This window comes from Acinetobacter sp. ANC_7503 (genome assembly GCF_056780035.1).
This window is the reverse complement of record NZ_JBWYJA010000033.1, coordinates 1-408: the sequence shown is the minus strand read 5'-3', so window position 1 is coordinate 408 and position 408 is coordinate 1. Positions and strand designations below refer to the sequence as shown.

Below are 408 nucleotides of genomic sequence, written 5' to 3'. Positions count from 1 at the left end.
TGAGAGCAGTCGTCACCAAACGCGCACCTGATGCACCCAATGGATGACCTAATGCAATTGCACCACCATTTGGGTTTACACGTGCATCATCGTCGGCTAAACCTAGGTCACGTGTACACGCCAATGCTTGTGCTGCAAACGCTTCATTCAGCTCAATCACATCCATTTGCTCTAGTGTTAACCCTGTTTGAGCCAGTAACTTTTTAATCGCAGGTGCAGGACCAAAGCCCATAATGCGAGGTTCAACCCCAACAGTGGTTGCACCAATCACTTTGGCACGAGGTTTTAAACCATATTTTTCTACAGCTGCATCAGACGCAATCAGAATCGCAGCAGCACCATCATTAATGCCTGATGCATTACCTGCGGTTACTGTACCGTCTGCTTTTACAACAGGTTTTAACTTGG

At 47.1% G+C, this 408-nt stretch carries 1 protein-coding gene; it reads right to left on the bottom strand.

Going from position 1 to position 408, the window contains the following annotated elements:
• A partial coding sequence (locus AC1M9M_RS14830; RefSeq protein ID WP_481596711.1) for a thiolase family protein occupies nt 1-408 on the bottom strand: 408 nt, incomplete at both ends.